The organism is Pseudomonas sp. S2_F03 (genome assembly GCF_054668335.1).
This window is the reverse complement of sequence record NZ_CP162759.1, coordinates 172017-195125: the sequence shown is the minus strand read 5'-3', so window position 1 is coordinate 195125 and position 23109 is coordinate 172017. Positions and strand designations below refer to the sequence as shown.

The 23109-nt window shown below is 59.0% G+C and carries 14 protein-coding genes and 6 pseudogenes; 7 read left to right on the top strand and 13 right to left on the bottom strand.

Annotated features, from left to right (window positions below):
- Positions 1 to 100 precede the first annotated feature (100 nt).
- From AB4N76_RS00890 to copC, 3 genes and pseudogenes are all read right to left on the bottom strand, one after another.
- Entirely contained in the window at positions 101 to 1399 is a 1299-nt protein-coding gene (locus AB4N76_RS00890) for an OprD family porin (RefSeq protein WP_460163986.1), read from the bottom strand.
- A 158-nt stretch (positions 1400 to 1557) separates the two neighbouring features.
- Positions 1558 to 2417, bottom strand: a pseudogene (gene copD / locus AB4N76_RS00885) (copper homeostasis membrane protein CopD).
- 3 nt (positions 2418 to 2420) lie between these two features.
- Positions 2421 to 2783 (bottom strand): copper homeostasis periplasmic binding protein CopC, encoded by a 363-nt coding sequence (copC, locus tag AB4N76_RS00880; protein WP_046031411.1) that lies wholly within the window; start codon positions 2781 to 2783, stop codon positions 2421 to 2423.
- A 162-nt stretch (positions 2784 to 2945) separates the two neighbouring features.
- Between copC and AB4N76_RS00875 the strand changes: the two genes are divergently transcribed.
- Positions 2946 to 3566, top strand: a complete 621-nt coding sequence (locus AB4N76_RS00875; RefSeq protein WP_046031410.1) for a TetR/AcrR family transcriptional regulator — start codon at positions 2946 to 2948, stop codon at positions 3564 to 3566.
- 141 nt (positions 3567 to 3707) lie between these two features.
- Here AB4N76_RS00875 and preA read toward each other — a convergent pair whose 3' ends face one another.
- The 3 genes and pseudogenes from preA to hydA all read right to left on the bottom strand — a co-directional run bounded on the left by preA (position 3708) and on the right by hydA (position 7942).
- Positions 3708 to 4982, bottom strand: a complete 1275-nt coding sequence (gene preA, locus AB4N76_RS00870; RefSeq protein ID WP_077432028.1) for an NAD-dependent dihydropyrimidine dehydrogenase subunit PreA — start codon at positions 4980 to 4982, stop codon at positions 3708 to 3710.
- Positions 4983 to 6350, bottom strand: a complete 1368-nt coding sequence (locus AB4N76_RS00865; protein WP_046031408.1) for an NAD(P)-dependent oxidoreductase — start codon at positions 6348 to 6350, stop codon at positions 4983 to 4985.
- 153 nt (positions 6351 to 6503) lie between these two features.
- A pseudogene (gene hydA / locus AB4N76_RS00860) lies at positions 6504 to 7942 on the bottom strand (dihydropyrimidinase).
- Between the two features lie 551 nt (positions 7943 to 8493).
- Here hydA and AB4N76_RS00855 point away from each other — a divergent pair.
- From AB4N76_RS00855 to AB4N76_RS00835, 5 genes and pseudogenes are all read left to right on the top strand, one after another.
- A complete protein-coding gene (locus AB4N76_RS00855) occupies positions 8494 to 9978 on the top strand; it encodes an NCS1 family nucleobase:cation symporter-1 (RefSeq protein WP_460163985.1) in 1485 nt (494 codons plus the stop codon).
- A 140-nt stretch (positions 9979 to 10118) separates the two neighbouring features.
- Positions 10119 to 11387, top strand: a pseudogene (locus AB4N76_RS00850) (Zn-dependent hydrolase); the annotation flags it as partial.
- 52 nt (positions 11388 to 11439) lie between these two features.
- Positions 11440 to 11520: pseudogene (locus AB4N76_RS00845) on the top strand (carboxymuconolactone decarboxylase family protein); the annotation flags it as partial.
- Between the two features lie 75 nt (positions 11521 to 11595).
- Positions 11596 to 13092, top strand: a complete 1497-nt coding sequence (locus tag AB4N76_RS00840) for a helix-turn-helix transcriptional regulator (RefSeq protein ID WP_046031404.1) — start codon at positions 11596 to 11598, stop codon at positions 13090 to 13092.
- Between the two features lie 198 nt (positions 13093 to 13290).
- Positions 13291 to 13542: a DUF1652 domain-containing protein gene (locus AB4N76_RS00835; protein ID WP_046031403.1), complete on the top strand. Its 252-nt coding sequence runs from the start codon at positions 13291 to 13293 to the stop codon at positions 13540 to 13542.
- A gap of 561 nt (positions 13543 to 14103) precedes the next feature.
- Here AB4N76_RS00835 and AB4N76_RS00830 read toward each other — a convergent pair.
- Positions 14104 to 14871, bottom strand: a complete 768-nt coding sequence (locus tag AB4N76_RS00830; RefSeq protein WP_460163984.1) for an SDR family oxidoreductase — start codon at positions 14869 to 14871, stop codon at positions 14104 to 14106.
- Positions 14872 to 14915: 44 nt separating this feature from the next.
- A pseudogene (locus AB4N76_RS00825) lies at positions 14916 to 15983 on the bottom strand (phosphotransferase family protein).
- A gap of 191 nt (positions 15984 to 16174) precedes the next feature.
- Here AB4N76_RS00825 and AB4N76_RS00820 point away from each other — a divergent pair.
- On the top strand, positions 16175 to 16570 hold the full coding sequence (locus tag AB4N76_RS00820) for a DUF4280 domain-containing protein (protein WP_046031400.1): 396 nt from the start codon (positions 16175 to 16177) through the stop codon (positions 16568 to 16570).
- 5 nt (positions 16571 to 16575) lie between these two features.
- Here the strand turns inward: AB4N76_RS00820 and AB4N76_RS00815 are convergent, their stop codons facing one another.
- The 5 genes and pseudogenes from AB4N76_RS00815 to tssH form a co-directional block, all read right to left on the bottom strand.
- Entirely contained in the window at positions 16576 to 17118 is a 543-nt protein-coding gene (locus AB4N76_RS00815; RefSeq protein ID WP_077432221.1) for a toxin-antitoxin system YwqK family antitoxin, read from the bottom strand.
- 14 nt (positions 17119 to 17132) lie between these two features.
- Positions 17133 to 19142: a type VI secretion system Vgr family protein gene (locus AB4N76_RS00810; protein ID WP_460163983.1), complete on the bottom strand. Its 2010-nt coding sequence runs from the start codon at positions 19140 to 19142 to the stop codon at positions 17133 to 17135.
- A 292-nt stretch (positions 19143 to 19434) separates the two neighbouring features.
- Positions 19435 to 19812, bottom strand: a complete 378-nt coding sequence (locus AB4N76_RS00805) for a hypothetical protein (protein ID WP_460163982.1) — start codon at positions 19810 to 19812, stop codon at positions 19435 to 19437.
- A gap of 100 nt (positions 19813 to 19912) precedes the next feature.
- Positions 19913 to 20518, bottom strand: coding sequence for a hypothetical protein (locus AB4N76_RS00800; protein WP_046031397.1), 606 nt, complete (start codon positions 20516 to 20518; stop codon positions 19913 to 19915).
- A gap of 46 nt (positions 20519 to 20564) precedes the next feature.
- Positions 20565 to 23107: pseudogene (gene tssH / locus AB4N76_RS00795) on the bottom strand (type VI secretion system ATPase TssH).
- Positions 23108 to 23109 lie beyond the last annotated feature (2 nt).

The following is a 23109-nucleotide window of genomic DNA, read 5'->3' as shown; positions in this document are numbered from 1 at the left end:
GATTGCGGTAGTTCAGTCAACTCATTTGCTGACTGAAAGATAGCCATCGAGAGCAAGCTCGGCTCCCACAGGGGTGGGGTAATTACTGAAAACGTCGGTGTTACAACAACGAAATCGGGTAGTTGATGAAGATACGGTTTTCATCAAATTCGTTGGTGCTGAAGCTCTTGCGGATGGAAGCGTTGCGCCACTTGATGTTGAGGTTTTTCAGCGGGCCGCTTTGCACGGTGTAGGCCAGTTCCGATTCGCGACCCCATTCTTCACCGTCGGTGATCTTTCCGGTGTGCACGTTATCGCCGCTGATGTAGCGGTTCATCATCGTCAGGCCGGGAACGCCCAGGGCGACGAAGTTGTAGTCGTGGCGCACTTGCCAGGATTTTTCCCTGGCGTTGTCGTAGCTGGAGTTGTAGCTGTCGTTCGCCAGAGTGCCGCCGCTGGTGCCGTTGACGCGCATCCATTGATCGTCACCGGTCAGTTTTTGCAGTCCGACGTAGAAGGTGTTGCCGCCGTATTTGGCAGAGAGCAAGGCGAATGCGGTTTTGTTGTCGAGGTCGCCGGCCAGGGCGCTGCAGTTTTCTTTGCCGATGAAATAGCCCAGGTTGGCGCCGAGGGTCCAGTCGCCGATTGGCTGGCTGTGGCTCAGGTTGAAATACTGTTGCTGGTAGATATCGCTGAGTTCCGCGTACCAGACGCCGACCTGGGTGCGCTTGTCGTTGAACGCGTATTCACCGCCACCGAAGTTGAAGCGGTCCGAGGTGATCGCCGCCGATTTGCCGTTCATGAACATGTCTTCCATGCTCGCATCGTTACGCGGGCTGTTTTGCTGGAACTGGCCGCCGTACAGCGTCAGGCCGCTGATCTCGGTGGACGTCAACTGGCCACCGCGGAAGGTTTGCGGCAGCGAACGACCGTCGTCCGAACGCAGGATCGGCAGCACCGGCATCCACTCGCCGACCTTCACTTCGGTTTTACTCACTTTCATCTTCCCGGCCACCGCCAGACGACCAAAGTCATCAACTGGGCGGCCGTCGCTGCCAATCGGCAGCAATTGGGTGCCGCCCGTGCCTTTGCCGCCATCGAGCTTGATCGACAACAGGCCCAGCGCATCGACGCCAAAACCCACCGGGCCCTGTGTGAACCCGGACTTGGTGTCGAGAATAAAGTTTTGCGTCCACTCTTCAGCCTTGCCCTGCGGGTACGCCGGGTTGGTGTAGTTGCGGTTGAAGTAGGCGTTGCGCAAATTGAGCGTTGCCTTGGCGTCATCGGCAAAACCTTCGGCATGGCTGGTCATCGGCAAGGCGAAGGCCAGTCCGCTGCAACCAATGAGGCCCAGGGTATGACGGCGACTGAAGGATGGACGTGGGGTGCGTGCGGACGAATTGCGGACGAGCTTGCTCACTGTGACGCTCCATTGCAGCTTGTTGTTTTTATTTTTTGTTATACGTCGTCGTACAACATTGGCGGCGATTATTTGCGAGGCTTCGACGGGTTGTCAATTAGAAGTTGTACGATGACATGGCCGGTCGTCGCGGATGTCAACGAAACCGCTGGAAGGGGTCAGCTGGAAATCATGGGGGGCAGGGTGCCCAAGAGGGAGACGGTGGCGACAGCGCCAATCCCCAGCAGCCATTCGAGGATTACGCTGGTTTTCAGGGTTGCCAGGCGCTGCTCGCAATCGTCTATGCGCAGGCGATTGAACAGTGCCAGGCCCAGCATTACGGCAATCAGCACCACCTTGATCAACAGAATCAACGCGAAACCGGTGAACAGGGGTGTGGGCCAAATGACGCCGGTAAGGACTCGAACATTGATCAATCCGGTGATCAGCAACCCCGCCACCAAGGCGTAACCGACACCACTGAAACGCAGCAGAATCGCTTTGATGGGCTGTGCTGCCGGTTGGCGCAAGATCATCACCAACAGCAACAACCCGCCGAGCCAGGCGCCCACGCAGCTCAGGTGCACGACTTGGTTGAGGATCAGCAATTGGCCGTTGAGGCCGTCCAGCATGCCTCCGTGACCGACCGGGGCGAGGGTTGCCAGCAACAGGCTGGCGAGGCCGATTTGCAGAGGGTGTGCGCCCGCCACGGCGACATCAGCAGCGCTACCAACAAAGCGTTGAGCAGCAAATGCCAGCGCCAGACTTGACCGAAAAACGTATTGCCCAGCACCAGGTGCAGGGTCGACGGATCAACCGCCGCTTCCCAGGCACCGGCCATGCTTGCGGTACTCAGCAGCAACCAGGCAACGCCGCTGACCAACGCCACTGCTGCCAGCCAGCGAGTTGTCATCGTCAGCCGTCGATCAAGGTGTTCAGCGCTGCCATTGAGCAGCAGTGGCCTGAACACCCACGTCCCGAACAGCATCAGCACCACGGTGAAATGCACAAAGCGACACAGCACCATCGCGCTGATCATGAATTACTGGCCGACCTTGAAGGCGTAGGCGCCTTCGCTTTTGTGGGTGTCGACCGAGACCGCGTGCCATTCGACTTTATAGGTGCCCGCCGTCAGCGGTTCGGCAGGCGTGACGATCAGGGTCTTCTTGTCGCTGCCTTCGCTGGTGAGGCTCTTCACGGGCACGGCGGCACCGTCCTTGCTGAGCATGACCTTGGTGAAGCTCGCCTCGACACCTTCGGAAAACTCCAGGCGCAGCTCCGATGGCGTGCTCACGGTGCTGTCGGCCGCCGGGGTCTGGCTTTTCAGATGAGCATGGGCAAACACCGACGAAGCACCAAGCAGCGAGGAGAGCAGGGCGGTGGTGACCAGGGCTTTCTTGAGCATCGTGAATTCCTATGAGTCAAGTTCGGAGTCAAGTTCGGAGGCAGGTTTGAAGTGGCGTCAGTTTAGCCGTCGAAAGCCTGGTGTACAGAGTTTCGTTTTAGCCTGTCGCCGCGACGTAGAGCGGATGCTAGTCTTGGACAACGCAGGTGTCGGGGAGCCCATATGGGCAATCACAAGATCGGGATTCGTCGCAGTAATGTAGAGAAAATTCTGCTGGGGGCGGAAAAGGTCTTCGCCGAAAAAGGTTTTGGCGGCACTGCCATGGCTGATATCGCCGCGCAGGTGCAATTGCCGCGATCCAACCTGCATTACTACTTCAGCACCAAGACCGAACTGTACAGCGCAGTGCTGTTCGACCTGCTGGAAGTCTGGAAACAGGATGCGCTGTGCTTCGAGATGTTCGACGATCCCCGCGTGGTGCTCAGCAGCTACATCCGCGCCAAGATGAACCACTCGCGCAGCCGGCCTTACGGTTCGAAAGTGTGGGCCAACGAAATCATCCACGGCGCACCGACATTGGGTGAGGCCCTGGACGCCAGCCTCTACGACTGGGCCAAGATGAAAGAAGCGAAAATTCGCCAGTGGGTGGACGATAAACGCATCTTGCCGGTGGAGCCTTCGAGCCTGCTGTACATGATCTGGGCTTCGACCCAGCATTACGCGGACTTTGATCATCAGGTGAACATTCTCAATGACCATCAGCCGTTATCGGACATGCAATTCGAGCGGGCGGTGCAGACGGTGACCAGTGTAATTTTGCGCGGGATCGGGCTGGAGCCTTGAGATTTTCTGTGAGGCTGCTGGCCTCATCGCGGGCAAGCCCGGCTCCCACAGGGGCGGTGTCGAACACAATATTTGTGAACACCACTGATCCTGTGGGAGCCGGGCTTGCCCGCGATGGCGTCAGTTCAACCACCGCCTGCTTCAAGGTGAGACATGGTACGGATTCCTCGGATCATGATTCCAATCCAGAAACGGCTTGCCCGTGTCCATCGCCACCATCTCGATGCAGTCCTGTACCGGGCAGGTGATCTGGCACAAATTGCAGCCCACACACTCCTCATCGATCACGGCATATTGATGCGTCCCGTCTGCCTGCTTCAGGCTGGCGATCGCCTGATGCGACGTGTCCTCGCACGCGATGTGGCAGCGCCCGCAACCGATACACGCCTCCTGATCGATTTTCGCGATCACCTGATAATTGATATCGAGGTACTTCCAGTCCGTGGTATTGCCCACCGCACGCCCCGTAAATTGCGAAACACTGGTGTAACCCTGACTGTCCATCCAGCGTGACAAGCCGTCCTTCATCTCCTCGACAATCCGGAAACCGTGCAGCATCGCCGCCGTGCACACCTGCACCGAGCCACTGCCCAGCGCAATGAATTCCGCCGCGTCGCGCCAACTGCCAATGCCGCCAATGCCGGAGATCGGCAGGCCTTGAGTCTGCGGATCGCGGGCGATTTCGGCGACCATGTTCAGCGCAATCGGCTTCACCGCCGAGCCGCAGTAACCGCCATGAGTGCTCTGGCTGCCCACGATCGGGTTGGCGACCATGCGCTCCAGATTGACACTGGTAATCGAGTTGATCGTATTGATCAGCGACACCGCATCGGCGCCACCGCGATGGGCCGCGCGGGCGGCGACGCGGATGTCGGTAATGTTTGGCGTGAGCTTGACGATCACCGGCAGTGAGCAATACGTCTTGCACCAGCGAGTGACCTGTTCGACGTACTCCGGCACCTGGCCGACCGCCGCACCCATGCCACGTTCCGGCATACCGTGGGGGCAACCGAAATTCAGTTCGATGCCATCGGCGCCGGTGGCCTCCACCAGCGGCAGAATGTGTTTCCAGGACTCTTCGACACAGGGCACCATCAGCGACACGATCAGCGCGCGGTCGGGCCAGTCCTTTTTGACTTGGGTGATTTCCCGCAGGTTGATCTCCAGCGAACGGTCGGTGATCAACTCAATGTTGTTGAAACCCACCACCTCACGGTTGGCGCCGAAGTGCGCCGAATAGCGCGACGATACGTTGACCGCCGCCGGGTCTTCACCCAGGGTCTTCCAGACCACGCCACCCCAGCCAGCTTCGAAGGCGCGGACCACGTTGTAGGCCTTGTCGGTGGGTGGCGCGGAGGCCAGCCAGAACGGATTGGGGGCTTTGATGCCGGCAAAGACAATCGAGAGATCGGCCATTTACGCAGCCTCCACATTGAGCTTGAGTTGAGCGTTGATCGCCTCGGCGGCACGCTTGCCGTGCTGCACGGCTTGCACGGTGAGGTCCTGATCGAGGCTGGTGCAGTCGCCACCGGCATACACGCTGGGGATGCTGGTGCGCAGGTGTTCGTCCACTTCGATGCGCTCACCCTGACGCTTGAGTTCGCGGGCCAGCGGGTCGGCCAGGGCGCTGCCGTCAAAGGCCTGGCCGATGGCTTTGAAGATGGCGTCGGCGGCCAGTTCGAAGGTTTGTCCGGTGGTGTGCAGGCGACCGTCTACCAAATGGGTGCGGGCGAAGCGCATGCCGCGCACGTTGCCTTGATCATCGAGCAACACTTCTTCCGGTTGGGCCCACGTCAGCAAGCGCACCTGATTGGCTTTGGCGATGTCCTGTTCGTGACCGGTAGCGCCCATGTCTTCAACGCCACGGCGGTACACCAGGTTCACATCGTGAGCGCCCAGACGCGCCATTTGCACGGCCATGTCGATGGCGGTGTTGCCGGCGCCGAGGACGATGCAATGATCCGCCAGCGGCAGTTGAGTCAGGTCATCGGCCTGGCGCAGTTCACGAATGTAATCGGTGGCAGCGAGCAGACCGGGCGCCTCTTCGTGGGGCAGGCCAAGTTGTTTGCTGGCGTTCAGGCCAAGGCCGAGAAACACTGCATCGAATTGCTGATGCAGTTCGCTCAAGGTCAGGTTATCGCCGAGTTTTTGCCCGTGGCGAATCTCGATTCCGCCGATCTGCAACAGAAAATCCAGCTCCTTCTGTGCATAATCGTCCACCAGTTTGTACTTGGCGATTCCGTACTCGTTGAGGCCACCGGCCTTTTCCCGGGCTTCGAAGATCACCACGTCATGGCCATGCATCGCGCTGCGGTGGGCGCAGGACAAACCGGCCGGGCCGGCACCGACCACGGCAATGCGTTTGCCGGTGGCGGCAGCGCGCTGGAAGGGATGTTCGCTGAAGTGCGCGTTGTCGACCGCGTAGCGTTGCAGCAGGCCGATCAGCACTGGAGCGCATTCATGGTCGTTGTTGCGCACGCAGGCTTGCTGACAGAGGATTTCGGTGGGGCATACCCGGGCGCAACTGCCACCGAGGATGTTCGCCGAGAGGATTTTTTGCGCCGCGCCCTGAACGTTTTCCTGATGGATGTTGCGGATGAACGACGGAATATCGATTTCGCTCGGGCAGGCGTTCACGCACGGCGCGTCGTAGCAATACAGGCAACGCGAGGCTTCCAGATGCGCCTGGCGATCGTTGAGTGGCGGCGCCAGGTCGGTGAAATGACCGGCGAGGGCGGCCGCATTCTCATAGGGATGCGGGAGGTGGTTCAGGGTCTTGATCACGGTATTGGCCTCACGGTGATGGAGGTGCTGCCTCTGGTGGGCATTGTTTTTGTGTTGTCAGGGCTGACGCCATCGCGGGCAAGCCCGCTCCCACAGTTGAAATGCGTTCCCTTGTAGGAGTCGGGCTTGCCCGCGATAGGCCGAAGGCCGCTCTCAGCGTTTCACAGCAGCTGGCTTATTCAACTCAGCCCGCTTGCTCAGCAATTCAAACACCGCCGGATACGCCGGCCGTTCGACATACCGCCCCGCACCGCGCTCGGCGCGCAAATCGCCATCGGCCCAGACCACACGGCCCTGGCTGACGGTGTGGCTCGGCACACCGCGCACGGTCTTGCCTTCGAAGATGTTGAAGTCGACCTGCTGGTGGTGCGTCTTGGCTGAAATCGTCCGCGTACCTTGCGGGTCCCACAGCACCAGGTCCGCATCCGCGCCGACCCGAATCGCGCCTTTGCGTGGGTAGAGGTTGAAGATCTTCGCGGTATTGGTGGAGGTCAGCGCGACGAAATGCTGCATCGACAGACGTCCGGTGTTCACCCCTTCATCCCAGAGCACGGCCATGCGGTCTTCGATGCCGGCGGTGCCGTTGGGGATTTTGCTGAAATCGTCGCGCCCGGCGGCTTTTTGCTCGGCGCAGAAGCAGCAGTGGTCGGTCGCGGTGGTGTGCAGGTTGCCCGATTGCAGGCCGTGCCACAAAGCCTCTTGATGACCGCGAGGACGGAAGGGGGACTCATCACGTAACCGGCGGCGGTTTGCCAATCCGGGTGTTGATAGACGCTGTCGTCCAGCAACAGATGCCCGGCGAGCACTTCGCCGTAGACTGGCTGGCCTTTGCTGCGGGCGTAGGTGATTTCGTCGAGGGCTTCTTTGGTCGAGACATGCACCAGGTACAGCGGCGTGCCCAGGGTCTCGGCGATACGGATCGCCCGGCTGGCCGCTTCACCTTCAACCTGCGAAGGCCGTGACAGGGGGTGCGCTTCAGGGCCGGTGATGCCCTGGGCCATCAACTTGCGTTGCAGGTGATAAACCAGCTCGCCGTTTTCGGCATGCACGGTGGGCACCGCGCCGAGTTCCAGGCAACGTTCGAAACTCGCCACCAGCGTATCGTCGGCGGCCATGATCGCATTCTTGTACGCCATGAAATGCTTGAAGCTGTTGACGCCATGATGGTTAACCAGCTCAGCCATGTCCTCGCGCACCTGTTCGCTCCACCAGGTGATCGCCACATGGAAACCGTAATCCGACGCTGACTTTTCAGCCCAGCCGCGCCACTGGTGAAACGCCTCCATCAGCGATTGCTGCGGATTGGGAATCACGAAGTCAATGATCGACGTGGTGCCACCGGCCAGTCCTGCCGCCGTGCCGCTGAAAAAGTCTTCACTGGCCACGGTACCCATGAAGGGCAGTTGCATGTGCGTGTGCGGATCGATGCCGCCGGGCATCAAGTACTGGCCGCTGCCGTCGAGCACTTCGGCACCCGCCGGAACGTCAAGATTGTCGCCGATGGCTTTAATCACGCCGTCGGCGCAATAGACGTCGGCGCGATAACTTTCATCATGGGTAATAACGGTGGCGCCACGGATCAACAGAGACATTCCGAGTTCCTCGCAGGCAATGACCGGCTTGGGCCGGTTCTAACTGTTTTATATAAATCAGCGTCAACAGGTGTATTCCTGTCAACGCTGTCAAGAATTGAAGCTAGTCTGAGTTTATGAATTCAGCAAGAATATTTTTTATAAGCTTATAGCTATTTCAAGTCATTGATTAATAAAGATTAAATGTGCAAATCACCAAAATGGTGAGGCTGCTCACCAATTTGACGCACTTGACAGGATGGGAAAATGGTCAAGATTTTCTATGTGAAATCAACTGTTTGAACAGGGTCTATGATTGATGCGCCTCGGTTGAAAAAAAGCGGTGCACCCGTTTGAGGCCTGACGCTTCGGACAACTTGCCTGGCATTCGGCCTGAGTGAACTGGCAAGTCACCGAGGATTCAACGGGTATATAAATAAAACTGATAAATATCAGTTGGTTGCAAGGTTTTATGGAACTGCCCGATGCGCAATCGGGGACGTTCGGCATGCTTATTGATGCCATCCGCCCTTGATGAGCAAAAAAATAATTCAAAGAACAGTGGAGCGGCCATGCAACAGATCAGATCGCAAGTGACCGAGCGCGACGGCTTGTACGAGCTCGAAGCCGGCAGTGACGTCCTCGACAGTCTCCGTTATAACCACGACATCGCCCCGACCAAGGTGGCCGAACGAACCTGGAACAAATGGCACATCACCGCGTTGTGGGTCGGCATGGCGATTTGTGTGCCCACTTACACCCTTGGCGGTGTGCTGACTGCCTACTTCGGCCTGAGCGTCGGTGAAGCGCTGTTGGCGATTCTGTTTGCCAACATCATCGTGTTGATTCCCCTGACCCTGAACGCCTTTGCCGGCACCAAGTACGGCATTCCGTTTCCGGTGCTGCTGCGTTCGTCCTTTGGCGTCCTCGGTTCCAACATTCCCTGTCTGATCCGTGCCGTGGTGGCGTGCGGCTGGTTTGGTATCCAGACGATGTTCGGCGGCCTGGCGATTCACCTGTTCCTCGGTTCGGTGTTCGAGGGCTGGAAGTCGTTGGGTGGCACCGGCGAGGTCATCGGCTTCATGGTGTTCTGGGCGTTGAACCTGTGGGTGGTGATCCGTGGCGCCGAGTCGATCAAGTGGCTGGAAACACTGTCTGCGCCGCTGCTGGTCGCGGTGGGCGTGGGGTTGCTGGTGTGGGCGATGCCGAATGTCTCAATGACCGAATTGCTGGCGATTCCGGCCAAGCGTCCTGAAGGCGCTGGCGTGGCCAGTTACTTCGCCGCCGGGCTGACCGCCATGGTCGGATTCTGGGCCACGCTGTCGCTGAACATTCCTGACTTCAGCCGCTATGCGAAAAGCCAGAAGGACCAGATTGTCGGGCAGATCATCGGCCTGCCGCTGACCATGTTCCTGTTCGCCTCCCTCGGCGTGGTCATGACCGCGGCGTCGGTGAAACTGGTCGGTGTGACGGTTTCCGACCCGGTCACGTTGATCGGCCATATCCAGAGCCCGTTCTGGGTGGCGATTGCCATGGCGCTGATCATCATCGCCACGCTGTCCACCAACACCGCCGCCAACATCGTTTCGCCCACCAATGACTTCCAGAACATCGCGCCCAAACTGATCAATCGCACCACGGCGGTGCTGCTGACCGGCCTGGTGGGGCTGGCGCTGATGGCCCATGAACTGCTGAAAAAACTCGGCTTGATCGTCTCGGACCTCAGCCTGGAAACCGTTTACTCCAACTGGTTGCTCGGTTATTCCAGCCTGCTCGGGCCGATCGCCGGGATCATGGTGGTGGACTATTTCCTGATCAAGAAACAGCAACTGGACCTGGCCGGGCTCTATCGCGATGACGTGTATCCGGCCTGGAACTGGTTCGGGTTTATCGCCTTCGGTGTGCCGGTGGCGTTGACGCTGCTGTCGTTGGGCAGCGATGCGTTCAGCTGGTTTTACAGCTACGGCTGGTTCACCGGGTCGGCGCTGGGCGGGTTGATTTATTACGGGTTGTGCTCGTTGCGGCCTGACCCGTCCGTAGCGAAATCTGCGGTGTGACGGATGGCCTCTTCGCGGGCAAGCCCGCTCCCACAGGGGAATGCATTCCAAATGTGGGAGCGGGCTTGCCCGCGAGACGGCCTCACCGACACCAATGAAACGTCTGAAGAAACCTATAACAACTGCCTGAGGAGATCACCATGAACGCTGCCGTAGACGTTCTGCAATCCACCCATCAGCACATCAACCGCGACCGCTTGTGGGCCTCACTCATGGAGCTCGCCAAACTCGGCGCCACGGTCAAGGGCGGCGTCTGTCGCCTGGCCCTGACTGACCTCGACCGTCAGGCCCGGGACATCTTCGTCAACTGGTGTGAAGACGCCGGCTGCACCGTCAGCATCGATGCCGTGGGTAACATCTTCGCCCGCCGTCCGGGGCGCAATCCGAACCTGCCACCGGTCATGACCGGCAGCCATATCGACACCCAGCCTACCGGCGGCAAGTTCGATGGCTGCTTCGGCGTCCTGGCCGGCGTCGAAGTGCTGCGCACCCTCAATGACCTGAAGATTGAAACCGAAGCGCCGCTGGAAGTGGTGGTCTGGACCAACGAAGAAGGTTCGCGCTTCGCGCCCTGCATGATGGGTTCTGGCGTCTTCGCCGAAAAATTCACCCTCGAAGAAACCCTGGCCAAAGTCGACGCCGAAGGCATCACCGTCGGCGAAGCGCTGAACGCTATCGGTTACGCAGGCCCGCGCAAGGTCAGTGGCCACGCGGTGGGCGCCTATTTTGAAGCCCACATCGAGCAAGGCCCGATCCTTGAAGACGAACACAAAACCATCGGTGTGGTGATGGGCGCGCTCGGCCAGAAATGGTTCGACCTCAAACTGCGTGGCGTCGAAGCCCACGCCGGCCCGACGCCGATGCACTTGCGCAAGGACGCCCTGGTCGGCGCCGCGGTGATCGTCGGCGCACTCAACCGCGCCGCCCTCAGCCATCAACCTCACGCCTGCGGCACCGTCGGCTGCCTGCAAGCCTATCCCGGCTCACGCAACGTCATCCCCGGCGAAGTGCGCATGACCCTCGACTTCCGCCATCTGGAACCGGCACGCCTGGACTCGATGATCGCCGAAGTTCGCGAGGTGATCGAAAGCACTTGCAAGGCACACGGCCTGACCTTCGAACTCACCCCGACCGCCGACTTCCCGCCGCTGTACTTCGACAAGGGCTGCGTCGAAGCGGTACGCGGCGCGGCGCAAGGGTTGGGCTTGTCGCACATGGACATCGTCAGCGGGGCAGGGCACGACGCGATCTTCCTCGCCGAACTGGGCCCGGCCGGCATGATCTTCGTGCCTTGCGAAGGCGGCATCAGCCACAACGAAATCGAAAACGCCGCGCCGGACGATCTGGCGGCCGGGTGTGCGGTGTTGCTGCGGGCGATGCTGGCGGCCTCGGCGGCGATTGCCAAGGGGGGAATTGGCGGCCTGAAACGCCTGACGTGCGCTGAGAAAACACAGCGCACGCCGCTTGATCGTCTGGCGTCATGTCTGTGATTTCAGTGCTGCAAAGTGCGCCGCGCTGGCCTGGACCGAAGCTATGGCCGTACACAGGTTCTTCGCACGATCCCAGCCCTGTGCGGTCGTAATCTTCACAAAGCGCCGCTGAACGTGTGGAGATCCGATGAGCCAGGACGTCCTGAGTACCGAGACCAATCGTCGCCAGTTGCAGCAAATCATCGCCGGATTGACCGATGGCGTCATTCTGCTGGAACTCGACCAGAGCCTTCTCTGGGCCAATGACGCTGCGCTGGCCATGCACGGTATCGGGCAGATCAGCGAACTGGGTGCCAATGCCCGTGAGTACGCCAAACGCTTCATCTTGCGCTATCGCAACAATCACCCGGTGCCGAAGGAAAACTACCCGATCAACCGTGTCGCCCGGGGTGAAACCTTCAGCGATGTGCTGGTGGAAGTAACGCCGTCCGACGATGAAGAACGCACTTGGGTGCACAACGTGCGCAGCATGGTGCTGGCCGACAGCGCCGGTGAACCGCAATCGCTGGTGTTGATCATCAACGACGTCACCGAGTGGGCCGGCGCCGAGCGGCGTTTCGAAAAAACGTTCAATGCCAACCCGGCTCCGGCCGTGATCTGTCGCCTCAGCGATTTGCGTTACATCAAGGTCAACAGCGGCTTTTTGGATATGACCGGTTTTGCCCGCGATCAGGTCATCGGCGCGTCGGCCTATGAATTGGATGTGCTGGAGGGCGCGGAAAACCGAAACCTGGCGATTGAGCGTTTGCGTGACCAAGCCACGATTCCGCAAATGCAGGCCCAGTTGCGATTGCCTGACGGCGGCAGCAAGCAGGTGATCGTCGCCGGGCAGCCGCTGGAGTTGAACGAAGAAGCCTGCATGCTGTTTTCGTTCGTCGACATGGAGCCTCGGCACAAGGCCGAAACTGCCTTGCGCCAGAGCGAAGAACGTTTCGCCAAGGCTTTTCGCCTGACGCCCGTGCCGACGTTGGTGTGCAGCGCCGAGGATCAGCGAGTGCTCGACGCCAACGAAGCGTTTTATGTGACCTTCGCCTATCCCCGCGAAGAAGTGCTCGGCAAGACCGTGGAGCAACTTGAGTTCTTCGACGACTCGGGCATTGGCACACGCTTGTTTTCGACGCTTGAGAACGCAGGGAGTCTGGACCGGGTCGACGTGAAAATCCGCAAGAAAGATGCGGGGCTGATTGATTGCGCGGTCTCGGCCGACACCGTGAACATTCAGGGCAGCCCTTGCTACCTGCTGGTATTGATGAACATCACTGAGCGTAAACGCACGGAACTCGAACTGGTCACGGCGATCGAGGAGGTGATGAAAGACGCCTCCTGGTTCAGCCGCACGCTGATTGAAAAACTGGCAAACGTGAAAAACGTCAACTCACCCCAGGTCCCTGGCGCGTCTTTCACCGATCTGACGGCCCGGGAGCGCGATGTACTTGGCCTGATCTGCGAAGGGCTGGCTGACAAGGAAATCGCTGCACGGTTGAAGCTGGCACCCAACACGGTGCGCAATCACGTCGCGACGGTGTATTCCAAGCTGAATGTTCACAGTCGCAGCGAGGCGATTGTCTGGGCACGCCAGCGCGGTTTGTTTTCCATTGAGTGGCGGCCCAAGGGCCAGCGCTAGAGTGCAAATGCACTAGTGGAGACAGTGCAAATTCATGTATTGGCGCATGCCTCTCTTTCTTAGGCTGTCAGGGTGCGAAACGGATTTTCAGCCGTTGTCGCATCCACTGCGTAACCGCTTAAGGAACCGTCCCATGTTTCGCCCTTTCAACAGCGTTTCAGTCGATAAACGTGCCCGTCAGCCAGCAGGTGAATCTTGATGATTTATCTGACGCAATTGCGCGATCAACTGGAGCGGCACTTTTCTCCCCGAGCCTGCGAATGCAGTGTGTCAGGCGACAACTCGGTGACGGTCAAGCTGTATCACCCAGCGTCGGGGCAGGTCGATCTGGTGGTCAGCGGGTTGAAGGTCACGAACCTCAGTTCGCCGCAAGCGGTGGCGTCATTGATTGAAGAGCTGCGTTATGAGTTGGAGAGCAATGGTTTGCATCAACCCGGCGAGAATGCTTAGAAACTGTCGTTTTTGCGGTGAAAATGAGGCTAAGTGCCTTAATTACTGGCATTGGCCGGTGACTGGACTATAAGAAATGCGAGGGGTAAAATTTTCTGTGACCGGTCCGCGGCTTCGCGGTGTTTTTGTCGTGTCGCGGAAAACGTCGATTACTTACCGCAGGTCAGCCTATGAACAGTCTTGGAAAACGTGCTTTTTCGCCGCTGTCGCTCGCTTTCTGCGTAGCGATCCTCAGTGGTTGCTCCAGTCCGCCACCTCCACCACCTCCGCTACCCCCGGTAGAACGCCACTGCGAAACCATCGACAAGACCGAAGTGTTGGGTGATGCGAGAGCGGATGGGGAAGTGAAGCGGATGACCACGACCACGCGTTGCATTACCCAATAACCCGCGTTAACTGCCCATTGTCAGTCAAGACACAAAACCTGTGGGAGCGAGCTTGCTCGCGATGAGGAAGTCACATTCAGCATTGATGCTGACTGATCCACCGTCATCGCGAGCAAGCTCGGCTCTCACAGGGTTGGTGGTGTGCCAGCCCTTAACAGGTTGCTGACGAATCGAATCAGGACAGGAACCCGCCGTCCACATTCAGCGAAACCCCAGTGGTGTAGCTCGACGCATCGCTCGCCAGGTACAACACGGCACCGGCCATCTCGCCTGGGTCCGCCACACGCTTGAGTGGAATTTGTGCCAGTGCGGTTTTCAGGATCGCATCGTTCTTGACCAGTGCCGAAGCGAACTTGGTGTCGGTCAGGCCTGGCAGCAGGGCATTGCAGCGGATGCCGAATTGCGCGCATTCCTTGGCGAACACTTTGGTCATGTTGATCACGGCCGCCTTGGTCACCGAGTAGATGCCCTGGAAGATGCCGGGCGAAACGCCGTTGATCGAGGCGACGTTGATGATGCTGCCGCCACCGTTTTCGCGCATCAGCTTGCCGGCTTCCACCGACATGAAGAAGTAGCCGCGGATGTTGACGTCGACGGTTTTCTGGAAGGCGCTGAGGTCGGTGTCCAGGACGTTGCAGAACTGTGGGTTGGTTGCCGCATTGTTGACCAGAATGTCGAGGCGGCCGAACTGTTCCTTGATGCCGGCGAAGACCTGGCTGATCTGTTCCATCTCACCAATATGGCAAGCCACGGCGGTGGCTTTGCCGCCGGCGGCGATGATCGCGTCGGCGACGTGCTGGCAACCGTCGAGCTTGCGGCTCGAGACGATGACGTGGGCGCCTTGCTGGGCCAGGAGCTTGGCGATGGCTTCACCGATACCGCGGCTGGCGCCGGAGACGAAAGCGATCTTGCCGTCGAGGTCGAACAACTGAGTCTTGGACATGGGATTCTCTTATGAAAAGTCTTGTTATTGGGCCAGGAGCGTAATCAAAGGCTGGATTTCTGGATGACTTGCAGGCTCATTTGCTCCAGCAGTTTGTTCATGTGAATGAACTGCGAGAAGCGTTGTCCTGGGTCTGACCATGGAAGAAACGGTAGTAGATCTGCTGCACGATGCCGGCCAGGCGGAACAGGCCGTAGGTGTAGTAGAAGTCGAAATTATCAATCTGAATGCCTGCGCGCTCAGCGTAGTAGTCGACGAATTCACGGCGGGTCAGCATGCCCGGTGCGTGACTCGGTTGGCGGCGCATCAGTTGCACCGGTGCCGGGTCGTCAGCCTGAATCCAGTAGGCGAGGGTGTTGCCCAGATCCATCAGCGGGTCGCCCAGGGTTGTGAGTTCCCAGTCGAGCACACCGATGATTTGCATCGGGTTTTGCGGGTCGAGGATCACGTTGTCGAAGCGATAGTCGTTGTGGACGATGCTTGAAGTCGGGTGATCGGCCGGCATCTTGTCGTTGAGCCAGGCTTTGACCGTTTCCCACTGTGGAGCATCTGGCGTCAGGGCTTTCTCGTAGCGGTCGCTCCAGCCTTTGATTTGGCGTGCGACATACCCTTCGGGTTTGCCAAGGTCACCCAGGCCGTAGGCGTTGTAGTCAACGCGGTGCAGTTCAACGAACTTGTCGATGAAGCTTTTGCACAAGGCTTCGGTTTTCGCCGAATCCAGGCCCAGTTCCGGCGGCAGTTCGGAGCGCAGGATGATCCCGTTGACCCGTTCCATCACATAGAACTCGGCGCCGATCACCGATTCGTCGGTGCAGTGCACGTAAGCCTTGGGGCAGTACGGGAAGCCATCGCGCAGTTGATTGAGGATGCGAAATTCGCGGCCCATGTCGTGAGCGGATTTGGCTTTGTGGCCAAACGGCGGCCGGCGCAGGACGAATTCCTGTTCCGGGTATTCCAGCAAGTAAGTGAGGTTCGACGCGCCGCCCGGAAACTGGCTGATCTGTGGCAAACCACTGAGGCCCGGAATGTGCGCCTTGAGATATGGATCGATCAGGCTGGCATCGAGTTCTTCGCCCAGAGCGGATACGGGTGGACTGGTCAGTAAGCGCCATGCTTATCCCTTCTGCTTATTTTGGAGGCCAGACATCATTGGCTAATCTAATGGTGCGCCGGGGGGAGCCACAAGTGCGGCACGGTCTTATAGGTTAGCGTGTTGCAGGATAATCAGCGTTCCTGATGTGCGGGAACAGGGACGGCGGGCTATGGTTCAGGGGGTACGGTGCTTCCAGGAAGGAGCGTTGAAATGGGCTGTCCGCAAGTCTGTGCCACCGCAACCCTGCAATGCAGTTTCGGCGCGGCACCTGCCGTGCTCAATGTGTTGCCGGTAAATCGCACCCTGACCGCTGGCCTGCCAGCGGCGAACATCATGGACCACATCCCGTTGGTGAATGTCATGCCGTTTGGCATGTGCACGAGCCTGGCCAACCCGATGGTCGCGGCGGCCACTGCGGCGGCACTTGGGGTGCTGACGCCAATGCCCTGCATCCCGGCCACCGCCAGCCCATGGATCCCCGGCGGTGCGCCAACCGTCCTGCTGGGCAATATGCCGGCGCTCGACGCCAACAGCACCTTGATGTGCAACTGGGCCGGTGTGATCAAAATCGTCATGCCGGGGCAGATGCAGATGCTCATTCCCTGAGTCAGCTACGCCTGCTCCGGATCCGTCCAACGCCGAAACCACCAGCGCACCCGCGAAATCGGTTTGCCCTCGGCATCCAGCGGTCGCCCGTCACTGGCAAAACCCTGCTCCGGTTCAACCAGTTGCCCATTGAGGTAACGCGCATCAACCGCTGGTTTACCATTGGGATGAAAGCGCTGATAGCGCCCCTCGCGTACACCTTCGCGGTAAAACTCTGACTCGGCGATCTGCCCGTCGGGGAAGTAATTAGTCGCCTCACCCTGCAACAAACCCCGGCGGTAGCTGGCCTTGCGCTGCAGCCAGCCTTCAGGCGCATAAAAACTGGCAATGCCCTGCAATTTATCCTGAACATAAGGCAACTGCGCCGATACCTTGCCGTTGGGGTGATACAGCACGCTGAGGCCTTGGAGTTCACCCTGGCTGTAATTCAGATCAGCCTGTGGCCGACCGTTTTCCTTGATGTGCAGCGGGCCCTCCAGTCGATCATCGATCAGGCGCCCGTCCATGTGGCTGTCACCACGCTGCAAGTTCACTTTGCTGGATGTCATCGTCATCTGTCTCCTCAGTTGACTTTCACCAGCCCGCCCTTGAGGGTCAGCATGCCACCGCCGTCCACAGTCTGCTCGGCCCCGCCCTTGTTCATCAGACTGACCCCCGCATCGTTGGTCAGCGTGGTGCCGGCTTTGTTGGTCAGCGACGTCCCTGCCTGATTGGTCAGGGCGGTGCCGGCTTTGTGCGTGACGGATGTACTGGCTTCAGCCGCCAAGTCCGCGCCACTCTTCATCGAAAAAGTGCCGCCACTTTCCAGGGTCAGGGTGCCGGTCACTTTGATGGTCAGATTGCCGTCGACCGTCAGGCTGTAATTGCCCGTGACCTGGTGCTCGTAGTTGCCGCCGGTGCTGTGAGTCTGGTCGGCGCCGACCTTCACCGTGCGGCTGTCCTTCACGTCGAGCGTGTCGCTGCCGGTCTGGATCGTCACGCTGCGTTTGCCTTTCTCCAACGTCACGGTTTCGTCACCGTCCTTTACCGTGCGCGTGCGAGCGTTCTGCACCGTCAGGGTTTCGTCATGGCCGACGGTGGCGGTGGTGTCATTGAGCACATTGATCTTGAAATCCTTTTGCGCCTGCAAGAACACCTCTTCGGCGTCTTTCTTGTCCTCAAAGCGCAATTCGTTGAAACCGCCGCCGCCCTTGGATGATTGAGTCTTGATCCCGGACTGGGTCTGATTCGCCGGCAAGGCATAGGGTAGGGCGTTGTCACCGTTGTAGACGCAACCGGTCACCAGCGGCCGATCCGGATCGCCATCGATAAACGTCACGATCACTTCCTGGCCGATACGCGGGACGAACTGCATGCCGAAACCCTTGCCACTCCAGGGCAGCACGACCCGAACCCAGCACGAACTGGTTTCATCGTTCTTGCCGTCGCGATCCCAGGGGAATTGCAACTTGATGCGGCCATATTGATCGGTCCAGATTTCTTCACCGGCCTTGCCGACGACGAGGGCGGTCTGAGGGTGCATGCGGGGTTTGGGTGTCGTGCGTTGCGGGCGGAACGGTGTGGCCTTGGGGATCGCTTCGAAGCGATTCTGGTAGTTTTCGTGACTGGCTTCATGAGTGACTGCCGTCACCACCCAATCGATATTCAGCGTCGAGTCATCATGACCGGCGAGGGTGAACCAGTGCCCTGGCACCAGCCAGCGACAGTCACTCTCGCCGACAAAACGTTTCTCCTGACTGCGCAGCCCGTCGACTCGCTGCTTGGTCAACGTATCGCCCCGAGCCTTGGCGTTGTAGCCACCGGGATGCTCGTACACCGAGCGCGGCCCCGCGATGGCTTCAGCCTGGCTGTAGAGCGACGTGGTCGGCGTCGTGAACTCGTAATCTGTTGCACGATAAACGCCGGCTACGGCTTGCATGCACACCTGGCCGGAGCGAATGCCGTGCAGTTCGCGCTCGCCCATTTGCTGGCCGAGGTAGTTGATCTTCGGTCCGTTGGGGATCGGCGGGAATGCGTCGTTGCTGTCACCCAGCACCAGCGTGTGCTTGCCGTCTTCGTGGGTGAAAAACCAGAAGATCCCTTCTTCTTCCAGCAACCGCGAAACGAAGGCGAAATCCGTTTCGCCGTACTGCACGCAGTACTCGCGAGGGGTGTAACTGCCGGTGAGTTTCAGCGCGAAGTCGGTGAAACCGTGAGCCTTGAAAATCGAGGTGACGATGTCTGAGGTGCTGAGGTTCTGGAACACGCGGTTGTTGCTGGCCAGCGTAAGCCACCAGAGCCATGGCCGCAGTACAAGCTGATAACGCTCCGCGGTGGCGTCGGCGGGGAGTTGCCGAATTTCGGCGACCAGTGCGTCGAACGCGCGACTTTGTGCGTCGTTGTGCAGGGTGGTGGTGACATGTGTGGCGACCGCAGAAGCCAGGGGCAGGGCGGAACCGTCGTTGAGGCCGTTGAGGGTTTGCGAGCCGAGCGAGTTGAGCGCTTCTTTGCCTGACAGCGACTCAGGATAAAGCGCCGACAGCGAGGTGGCGGTGAGGGAGAGAGTGGTGTTGCTGTCGGTGGTGCGTGGCATTGAACGCCTCAGCAGTGATCAATTACTTGGATAACCGGCACCGCCAGCAAAGTGTCTTCGATATTAATTATCTAGAGGCCTGTGACGTCGTATCCCTTTGAGATCAGGATGGTTTTTAAGTGGCCGGGGAACTCCTGGATTGCGGTCACTGCTACTTTGTAATAACTGTCATCGCCTTTTCCCGTTCGACTCCAATCGACCTTGTGGGTGACCTGGTTATTAAAAAAAATAATACTGATGGCCCTGAATTTATCTTTGGTGCCATGGCTTCCCATCTCGTTAATGTTTTTACCTACTTCAAACAGGAAGTTTTTAGTGTGTGCAACGCCGGGCTGGTCGGCAATTTTGGTTGTGGTGGCCGTTCTTGAGCAGGCACCTCCTTCGTCGTAGTAGGGGTTTTTTTGTCGCTGGCTTCTCTCGGTACTACGTCAACATCCCAGTCGAGTGCGTCAGGTTTGAAATAGCCTTCGATGTCGGTGACATAGTTATCTACTTGAGGGCCTTCCAGCCATTTCATGGTTCTGGACTTGAATTGAATCATCTTGCCGTTGGGGGACTTGATGGTGAATACAATTCCGTTGGTCAACGCCTGACTAAAACTTTGACCTATCGCCGATATATCCTCGTCAACGTCGACTCTCAATTGGGCATCGTCAAATTTCATAGGCATACGTTTGACCTCCATGAATTAATTGCTGTCCATGCCGCGGAGTTTTTCACTGGCGACACTCGGCGGCGAGTGCAGTCGTATCCGGGTTGGATCGGGTTGATTAAATGGGTGACTCGTTATAGCCACCTGGACTGGTCTGGGGATTGGAGCGTTGTTGCCACTCAATGAATGATTCGCCATACACGTCGAGTGACTCAAACAGGTGGCCAACGCCAAATGCTCCTGGCGGGTTCGCCACGCCTGACAAGATGGCGGTTATTGTTGGCTTCAATGCTCCGCCCAGCAGATTGACCCTGGCAGCGAATATTGTGACCCGACGAGGGAGGAAGGACATGGAGGCATAAAACCGCTGATATTCACGTTCGACCCAACGCAGCGCCCTGCATGTCATGAAGTAGATTCTTTCGGGATTCAACATGCTTAAAGCATCTATCAAATCTTGTGAATGCACGCATTGGGCGGGAGGAGTCGTCATGGGGTGGCCAGCTCTCAGAGGAACTTTTATTCCCGCATTTCCATGCCCCATCCAGAACACCAGGTTGGGACCAGGGTAGGTCATGGTCACGGTGCGTATGTGATGGAGTGTGGCTGGTGATATCCGGCTACCAACGAACAGAACATTGATCAGAACGGCCCCGGTACCCGCAAACAGCGCCGGAGCACGGCCGCCTTGATCATCCGAATTGTGCAACACGATAACTGCCATGATCCTGAAACTCCTTTGAGGTGCCTGACGGCACCTGAATAATCATTTACTCAAGCACCCACTCCGCCAACTTCCCCGTCACCTGCGTCATCAACACATTTTCAACATCCCTCGCACCCGCCGCACTGCACTTGGCCAACACTGCCTGGACAATCCCGGCATCAAATTCGAACTGTTTTCCAGTCGCGGCTTTGTATCGGCCACGCAGTTTCTCCAGCTTCGCCAACACAATCCCTTCCAGTGTTGCCTCATCCAGTGGCCGATACGCCACCACCGTCATCCGCGCCAGAAACGCCGGGCGAAATGCTTGCAGCAGCACTTTGTGCAACGCTTCGTTGAAGGCGTCGGTGCCCAGTTGCGCCACGGGTGTGTCGAGCAACAATTCAGCACCGACGTTACTGGTGGCGAGCATCACGGTGTTTTTGAAGTCCACCACCAACCCGGTGCCGTCCTCCATGACGCCTTTGTCGAAGACGTTGTAGAAGGCTTCGAGCACATCCGGGTGGGCCTTTTCAATTTCGTCGAGCAGCACCACCGAATAAGGTTTACGCCGCACCGCTTCGGTGAGCACGCCGCCGCTGCCATAACCCACATAGCCGGGCGGGGCACCTTTGAGTTGGCTGACGGTGTGGGCTTCCTGGTATTCCGAAAGGTTGATGCTGATCAGGTTACGTTCGCCGCCATACAGCGCATCGGCTAGCGCGTAAGCGGTTTCGGTTTTGCCGACACCGGTGGGGCCGACCAGCAGGAACACGCCGACCGGTTTTTGCGGGTCGGTAAGGCCGGCACGGTAGGCCTGCAGACGCTGGGCGATGGTGCCCAGCGCAATGCTCTGGCCCATGACGCGCAAACCCATGCGCTGGCCGAGGGTGCGTACGGCGTGGGCTTCGTCAGCGAGCATTTTTCCGACCGGGATGCCGGTCCAGCCGGCGATGACGGCGGCGACGGTTTTGGTATCGACCTGTTCCGGCACCAGCGGGTCGTCCTGGCGAATGGCATCGAGTCCTGCTTCCAGTCGTACCAGTTCTGCAGCCAGGTGATCGATACGGCTGTCGATGGCTTCGTCCGGTTTGTCGCTGTCAGCGCGCTCGCTCAAGGCGAGCAACTCGCTGCGGGTTTCCAGCAACTCGCGCACGGCGACTCGCTCTTCGTTCCAGCGGGTTTCCAGTTCGCGAATGGCCTGCACATTGCCGGTCGATTCGCTTTCCAGCAAGGTGATGCGCTCGCGATGATCGAGTCCGGTCGCCTGTTCGCGGCGCAGGCGTTCGACTTCATCTTTGAGGCTGTTCTGGCGGTGGCGCAGGCTTTCCAGTGGCGGTGGCACGTCGTGCTGGCCGAGGGCTACACGGGCGCACGCGGTGTCGAGCACGCTGATTGCCTTGTCCGGTAACTGGCGTCCGGAGATGTAGCGGTGGGACAGTTTCACCGCTTCGTGAATCGCAGCGTCCAGCACCTGCACACCGTGGTGTTGTTCGAGTTTGGCAGCGACACCACGGAGCATTTCCACGGCGGTGGTTTCGTCCGGTTCTTCGACTTGTACCAGTTGAAAACGCCGGGCAAGGGCCGGGTCCTTCTCGAAGTATTTTTTATACTCAAGCCAGGTGGTCGCGGCGAGGGTGCGCAGTTCGCCTCGGGCGAGCGCCGGTTTGAGAAGGTTGGCGGCGTCGCTGCCGCCTTCGGCACCGCCAGCGCCAATCAGTGTGTGGGCTTCGTCGATGAACAAAATAATCGGTTTCTCGGCGCTGCGCACCGCGTCGATCACGCCTTTGAGGCGTTGCTCGAACTCACCTTTGACCCCGGCGCCGGCCTGCAACAGACCAAGGTCAAGCACCCGCAAACTGACTTCCTGCAACGACGGCGGCACGTCCCCGGCGGCAATGCGCAGGGCCAGGCCTTCGACCACCGCAGTTTTGCCCACGCCCGGTGCACCGACCAGAATCGGGTTGTTCTGCCGGCGGCGCAGGAGGATGTCGATGCATTGGCGGATCTCGCCATCGCGGCCGACGATGGGGTCTATTCGCCCGGCATGAGCGTCGGCGGTAAGGTCCTGGGTGTACTGGTCCAGTACGCCATCGTATTTTGGCCCCGGATTGCCAGCCCCTGGAGAACGTACCGCCCCCACGTGTTCCCGAGAGCTTTCGGTCCATTCCAGCAGATTGTTGCGCAGTGCCTCGCGAGGATTTTCAACAGTGAGGAAGCACTGTTGAGCAGCAGGCTGCGGCGCTCGTCGCGGTCGATCAATGCCAGTAGCAGTAAGCCTGAGCGAATGCTGTCCAGCCCTAGCACGCTGGCTTGCACTACCGCATCTTCGAGCAGACCGGTGGTGTGCGACGACAATGCCGGGGTGCGTGTGCTGCCGGATTTGAACAGGTCCAGCGCCTTGTTGATTTCCGCCGTCAAGGCATCGCGCTCGAGGCCGAAACGCGGCAGCAGATAAGCGAAGTCACCGCCCTCGATGTCCAGCAGTTCCAGCAGCAAGTGCTCAATTTCGACGTAGTGATGGCCCCGTTGCAGACAGCGTTGCGCGGCTCGTTCGAGGGCGCGGCGGTTGTCCGGGTTGAGGCGTCCGATCAGGCTGGCCAGTTCCATGT